General features: G+C 32.3%; 8 protein-coding genes. 7 read left to right on the plus strand and 1 reads right to left on the minus strand.

Translation table 11 applies throughout. The features are described 5' to 3' along the window. Positions 1 to 51 precede the first annotated feature (51 nt). The 6 genes from CCY99_RS04625 to CCY99_RS04650 are packed head-to-tail and all read left to right on the plus strand — an operon-like array spanning position 52 to position 4,831. Positions 52 to 1,386: a S41 family peptidase gene (locus CCY99_RS04625; RefSeq protein ID WP_258443442.1), complete on the plus strand. Its 1,335-nt coding sequence runs from the start codon at positions 52 to 54 to the stop codon at positions 1,384 to 1,386. A gap of 16 nt (positions 1,387 to 1,402) precedes the next feature. After that, positions 1,403 to 2,122, plus strand: a complete 720-nt coding sequence (purC, locus tag CCY99_RS04630) for a phosphoribosylaminoimidazolesuccinocarboxamide synthase (RefSeq protein ID WP_112060246.1) — start codon at positions 1,403 to 1,405, stop codon at positions 2,120 to 2,122. 11 nt (positions 2,123 to 2,133) lie between these two features. Beyond that, complete coding sequence (purS, locus tag CCY99_RS04635; RefSeq protein ID WP_112060247.1) at positions 2,134 to 2,376, plus strand: phosphoribosylformylglycinamidine synthase subunit PurS; 243 nt, start codon at positions 2,134 to 2,136, stop codon at positions 2,374 to 2,376. Continuing rightward, positions 2,370 to 3,023: a phosphoribosylformylglycinamidine synthase subunit PurQ gene (gene purQ, locus CCY99_RS04640; protein ID WP_112060248.1), complete on the plus strand. Its 654-nt coding sequence runs from the start codon at positions 2,370 to 2,372 to the stop codon at positions 3,021 to 3,023. The genes purS and purQ overlap by 7 nt, the downstream gene beginning before the upstream one ends. After that, positions 3,016 to 4,101, plus strand: a complete 1,086-nt coding sequence (locus tag CCY99_RS04645) for an SH3 domain-containing protein (RefSeq protein WP_112060249.1) — start codon at positions 3,016 to 3,018, stop codon at positions 4,099 to 4,101. Before purQ ends, CCY99_RS04645 begins: the two co-directional genes overlap by 8 nt. 22 nt (positions 4,102 to 4,123) lie before the next feature. Further along, positions 4,124 to 4,831: a lysophospholipid acyltransferase family protein gene (locus CCY99_RS04650; RefSeq protein ID WP_112060250.1), complete on the plus strand. Its 708-nt coding sequence runs from the start codon at positions 4,124 to 4,126 to the stop codon at positions 4,829 to 4,831. 274 nt (positions 4,832 to 5,105) lie between these two features. Here CCY99_RS04650 and CCY99_RS09545 read toward each other — a convergent pair whose 3' ends face one another. Next, on the minus strand, positions 5,106 to 5,252 hold the full coding sequence (locus tag CCY99_RS09545; RefSeq protein ID WP_181646842.1) for a hypothetical protein: 147 nt from the start codon (positions 5,250 to 5,252) through the stop codon (positions 5,106 to 5,108). A gap of 208 nt (positions 5,253 to 5,460) precedes the next feature. Here CCY99_RS09545 and CCY99_RS04655 point away from each other — a divergent pair. After that, the coding region (locus CCY99_RS04655) for a hypothetical protein (RefSeq protein ID WP_220092237.1) at positions 5,461 to 6,629 on the plus strand (1,169 nt) is incomplete at its 3' end.

A 6,629-nucleotide genomic window follows, 5' to 3' on the forward strand; every position in this document is an offset into this window, starting at 1 on the left:
AATCTATTTTTTTATAGAATCTACCCCTTAAAATCATATTTAGGCACGATGATGAAATATTACAAATTTTTATTAGCTGGTTTTTTTATTGCTTTTGGATTGGTTGCTTTATTATTTAGTAATTTATTTGCAGAAGAGTCGGCAAACACAAATCAATCAAGACTTGATGCTTACAATAAACTAAGAAAAGTTATTGTTGCAGTTGAGGATTATTATGTAGATGAGATTGATATACATGATATTGTAGATAAAGCAGTAAGTGGCTTATTGACGAATCTAGACGCACATTCCGCATATCTTACCCCAAAAGATTTTCAAGATTTAAAAGTGCAAACTGATGGTGAATTTAGTGGGATTGGAATCCAGATTTCACTTCGTGAGGGTGCATTGACTATTATCGCTCCAATCGAGGGAACGCCCGGCGATAAAGCTGGTTTAAAATCAGGTGATATTATCCTAAAAATCAACGACCAAAGCACACTAAATATGACGATAGATGATGCCGTTAATCTTATGCGTGGAAAAAAGAAAACTATGGTAAAACTAACTATCGTTAGGAAAAATGAGCTAAAACCACTTGTTTTTGAAATAGAGCGAGATACGATAAATGTCCAATCTGTTTATGCCAAAAAGATAGAAAATACGCCTTATTTATATATTCGTGTTAATACATTTGATAAAAAAGTATCGCAAGAAGTAGAATCTTTAATAAAAAAAGATAAACCTAAGGGTGTGATTTTGGACTTAAGAAATAATCCGGGTGGACTTTTAAACCAAGCTGTTGAATTAAGCAATATTTTTATAAAAAATGGCGTTATTGTCTCTCAAAAAGGTAGATTAAAAGATGAAAATGAAGAATTTAGCGCAAATGGCAAAGCACCTTTTCCTAACCTCCCTTTAGTGGTTCTTGTAAATGGTGGAAGTGCTAGTGCTAGTGAGATTGTTGCTGGTGCTTTGCAAGACCACAAAAGAGCTGTAATAGTTGGTGAGAAAACATTTGGAAAAGGTAGTGTGCAAATAATCTTACCATTAGAACATAACGAAGCTTTAAGATTAACTACCGCTAGATATTATCTACCTAGTGGAAGAACTATCCAAGCTGTTGGTATAACTCCAGATATAGTTGTTTTTCCGGGAGCTGTCCCAAAAGATGAAAATGATTTTAATATCAAAGAATCCGACTTAAAAAAACACCTACAAAGTGAGCTTGAAAAAATAGATGATAAAAAAGATAATGTTAAAAAAGTGCCTGTAGATTCCAAAAAAGAAAACATAATAACAACAGATGATATTTATAATGATATACAGCTAAAAAGTGCGATTGATGCGTTAAAAATACTAATTGTTATAAACACATCGCCTAAGATTAACATTGCCAATAAATAGGCAAATAAGGGTAAATATGGAAAAAATAGATTTATTATACGAGGGAAAGGGCAAAAAACTATATAGCACAAAAGATAAAAATCTAGTAATTGCAGAATTTAAAGATAGTTTAACTGCGTTTAATGGACAAAAAAAAGGTAATGAAGAGGGCAAAGGGAGCTTAAATTGTGAGATTAGCTCACTTTTATTTGAGTTATTAAAAGAAAATGGCATAGAAAGTCATTTTATAAAAAAGCTAGATTCTAAAAATATGCTTTGTAAAAAAGTGAAAATCATACCTTTAGAAGTTGTTGTTAGAAACATCGCAACTGGCTCTCTTTCAAAAAGATTGGGTATTGATGATGGGTTAAAATTACCATTTGCTTTAGTGGAATTTTATTATAAAAATGACGCTTTGAATGACCCAATGATAAATGATGAGCATTGCAAAATTATGAATATACTAAATGATGATAAAGAAATTGCACTACTTAAAGAAACAGCTAGAAAAATCAATGAGATTCTATTAAAATTTTTCGATGATATAAATATTAAATTAGTAGATTTTAAAATAGAATTTGGTGTAGATGAAAATGGGAAAATCATATTAGCCGATGAAATTAGTCCTGATAGTTGCAGATTCTGGGATAAACAAAGCAATAAGAAAATGGATAAAGATGTGTTTAGAGAGAATCTTGGCAATGTAGTTGATGTTTATAAAGAGATTTTACTTAGAGCAACTAAAAAAGTAGATTAGAAAGGATTATAATGAAAGTTAGAGTAGAGATTTCATTCAAAGATGGAATCTTAGACCCACAGGCAAAGACCATATTTCACGCCTTAGAATCGCTTGGATTTAATTGTGTAAAGGATTTAGAAATGCGAAAAACTATTATCTTAGATTTAGCCACAAATGACAGCCAAGAAGCTCTAACTCAAGCAAAAGAAATGAGTGAAATGCTACTTGCAAATCCTGTTATTGAAGATTATAAAATAGAGTTAGAATCTTGATAGCAATACTACAATTTTTAGGCACTAATTGTGAAACGGATATGGAATATGCTTATAAGATTCTACAAAAAGATTATGCGATTATATGGCATCAAGAAAAAGAACTTCCAAGCGAAACTAATCTAGTAGTAATACCCGGTGGATTTAGCTATGGGGATTATCTACGAAGCGGTGCTATCGCGAAATTTGCACCAATTATGAAAAGTGTTATTAGATACGCAAACAATGGCGGAGTCGTGCTTGGAATCTGCAATGGATTTCAAATATTAAGTGAGGCAAAATTACTTCCGGGCGTTTTAATGCGAAATAAAAATATATTATTTAATTCTAAAATGGTAGAGTTAGAAATATCATCAAATAAAAATAAATTATTAAAAAGCTATACACAAAATCAAAAAATAACAATCCCCATTTCACACGCTGATGGTAGCTATTATGTCAATAAAGATGAATTAGAGCAATTAAAAGAAAATGACCAAATATTACTTAGATACACAGATGATATAAATGGCTCAATAGATAAAATAGCTGGAGTTTGCAATATTGATAAAAATATTTTTGGAATGATGCCACACCCTGAACGAGCTATAGAAGATATACTAGGAAGCATTAATGGACTAGCTATGCTAAAGGATATTTGTGAATAAAATATTGCTATTGTTGTTATTTGCTTTTAGCTTCTTATTTAGTGAGGAAATATTAGAAGAACGAGCAAAATTGATTTATATAAAACAAGAAGCAAATTTAGAGCAACAAAATTATGTAGGACAAATTATCGCTATCAAATATAATATTTTGGTATTAGAAAACTCTTCTATGGTTTCTATTGGTTTTTTAGATTCTCCAAGGTCAAATGTAACGCTCAAAAATCCTAATTCATCGTGGAATGAGCTTAGTGATGGGTCTTTAGAAAATACATTCTACTTTAAAATCAATGCGACAAATTTCTATATCCCACCATTGGAAGTCATAGCTAATAATAATGATTTTACAGAAAAAGAAACGAGCCAGATATTAAGAGGAAGTGCTATATCATTAAATGAAAATCACCCAAAATATAGCGGAGTGGTCGCACAAAATCTACAAATAGATAATTATAGTGTTAAATTTTATGATAACAATAATAATATAATAATCCTAGATTTAAGGGCTGAGTATTCTAACTTAGAAAATTTTAAGATAAAGGACATAAAAGAGCAAGGATTCGAGAGCTCTAGTTTTGGTATCGCAAAATCAAGCGGAATCTACTACATCATCATTCCAAATAATATAATAGATTTTGAGTTCGAATACTTTGAGCTACCATCACAATCCTATAAAATGCTACATATAAAAAATATCATCAATAAAGAGCAAATAAGCGTAAATCAAGATATAAATCCAATAAATAAGGTTTTAATCTTTCAAAATATCATTATTTTTATAGTTATATTTATATTATTAATTGCATTTTTTATAAGAAAGATTCCATTTAAACTTCGCTTAGCTGGGCTTATTATTGCTATTTGCTTACTCCTTTATTTGGTTATAGCATTAAACTTAAAAAAAGATGCATTGATAAAAACCAATAGCAATATAACCATACTCCCAACAAAAAACTCTACAATTATCGAAAAGGTTAATGCAAATACAAGAGTCGAGATACTAAGCTCACACGGGGAATATTACAAAATAACAACAAGTGATGGCAAAATCGGCTGGATATTAAAAAGCGAAGTAGATTAAACCCTATATTTTAAGGACACAAATGATATTAGCTAGGATTCGAGGGATTTGGGCGACGATTAATGTGGGGCTGATTTTACCCATAATTATCGCCTTTATTTATATTTTTCGCCCTATAAACAGAGCAGTTCGCAAGACTAGTCGAGTATTTTTTTGGCTAAATGGTATTAGCGTTGAGAGAATTGGCGAGTTTGATAAAAGCGCACAGATTCTAGTGCTAAATCATCAAGGGATTATTGATATTGCGTATTTGGAGGCGTATTATCCGTGGGATATTTGCTGGGTGGCAAAAAAGGAGCTAGGAGAGCCATTTATCTACGGACACGCACTCAAAGGTCCTAGAATGATTTTAATCGATAGAGAGAGCAAAAAATCGCTAATCTACTTACTAAAAGAGGCAAAAGATAGGATAGAAAAAGGGCGAATCCTAGGCATTTTCCCAGAGGGGACGCGAAGCAAAGGCGGAAGGGAATTCTTAGAGTTTAAAAGTGGGGCAAAAATATTAATCGAAAAATATAATCTTAAAATCCAGCCAATTATCGCCATAAACACACGCAAATTATTCGATGATAAAAAAATAGCAATTTTTGCTAGTCGTGCTAGAATGGTATGCCTAGAGGCATATAAGCCAGATTTTTCCAATCCAAATTGGTATGAGGAACTGCGAAATAAAATGCACGAAGTTTATATAAAAAATTATGATGAGATGAATGGGGCAGATTCTAATTAATATAAGATTTTAACGGATAAATGTGCTAGATTTGGGTGCAAATAACGAATTTTATGGATAAATGGGGCGGATTCTTGGCTTTTTAAGCTTGTGATTTTGGCGTAATAAACGAGGTAATTTTAAAATAAATTTGTATTTTTGTAACTTTTAGCTACAATACATAAATTTTATTTTAATTTTGGAGGGCAAAATGATTATAAAACTAGCTAAATATATGGGGGGGGGTCCGGCAAGTATTTTGGAATAAACATTTATTCCAGCACAGAATCCAACGCTATAGAATCTTACAATATAGATTATTCCAAGATAGAATCCAAAATCCTAAAAATCGCTTAAAATTCTTAAACTTTACGCATTTATCCAATAGATTCTTACAGAATCTAGCAAATCCACTTAAGCTTTTCACAGCTTTTTTCGCCATTCTCGCACTTTCAACCGCGCTTCATGCCAATCTTATCATTGATACCGAGCATACCAGTCAATACGGAATTCGAGATGGCACATACACAAATGTAATCATAAATGCAAATATCATTGAGCATGCAGAGGGCAACGCCATCTATAACAATAGTGCAATCACCAACTTCATCAATAACGCCACAATCACTTCGGAAGCGTATTCCACTATAGTGAATTATGGCACAATCACCAATCTAATAAATAACGGCACAATACAACACACCGTCTATAGCGAGAGTATCTTAAATAATGCTACTATATCTAATATAATAAATAACGGCACAATAGAAGCAACGCAAGGGATTGCTATATCAAATAATGCTACTATATCTAATATAATAAATAACGGCACAATGCGAGCAATAATTAGTAGTGGCACAATCTCTAGCCTAAACAACTATGGCAAGATTTTTATTGGCAACGGACATCACCTTCAAACAACTGGAAGCGGAGTGATAAATATCGCAAACTACGCAATGGAGATAAACCAAGACGCAAATACATTTAATGCTTTCAACACATATGACGCTAATAGCAAGGATACTTCGCATTTAGTTATTAATGGAACTGGCGTGAAACTCTTAGGGGCAGATTCTAGATTCCTTTTAGCTTTGGGAGATTCCTTTGAGCTTGGCAAAGACTATGATTTAAACAAACTCGTAACTGATACAAGTGGCAATAAATATACTCTAACTTATGCAAATGGTGGAAGTGTGAGCGATTTATTCTCACATTTAGTTATTAATGGTGTGGATAATTCACTATTGGATTTAAACAAGAATGGCAATTATTTTAATGTGGGCGTGAATAATGTAGCTAGTAAAGCCACAAATGCCGTTGGAAATGCAGTCAATAAATCAAATATATCAAGTGTAAATATCCTAACTTCAAACATAAAAGCAAATGTGTTTAAAAGTGGATTTGGGGGATTTAGGAATCTTGCGAGTTTAGAATCTAATAAATTGCAGAATCTAGAAGCTTTAAGAATAGCAAGATTAAGAGAATCTTTAAGTAAGAATCTAAATAAGAATATAGAATCTCAAAGCTCTCATATTTCTATAAGTTCTAATGATTCTAGAATCTCCCAAGATTCCAAACTCTCTAGCGATTCAGTTCAAGGGGGACAAGGGGGCTTGAATGGCGAAGTCGCTCCCCTTATCCCCCTTCCAACCCCTAAACCCCCGACAACGCCTTTTTTGGGTGCTAACGCACAGGACTTAAATAACGGCTTCGCCCAAGACTTTAAATCAAATGATAGATTCTATTACAACAACACAAATGATACACAAGATTCCATAGTTGATTTGAATCTATCAAATACACAAGATTCACATAAATA

Source organism: Helicobacter sp. 16-1353, assembly GCF_003288815.1.
GTDB lineage: Bacteria > Campylobacterota > Campylobacteria > Campylobacterales > Helicobacteraceae > NHYM01.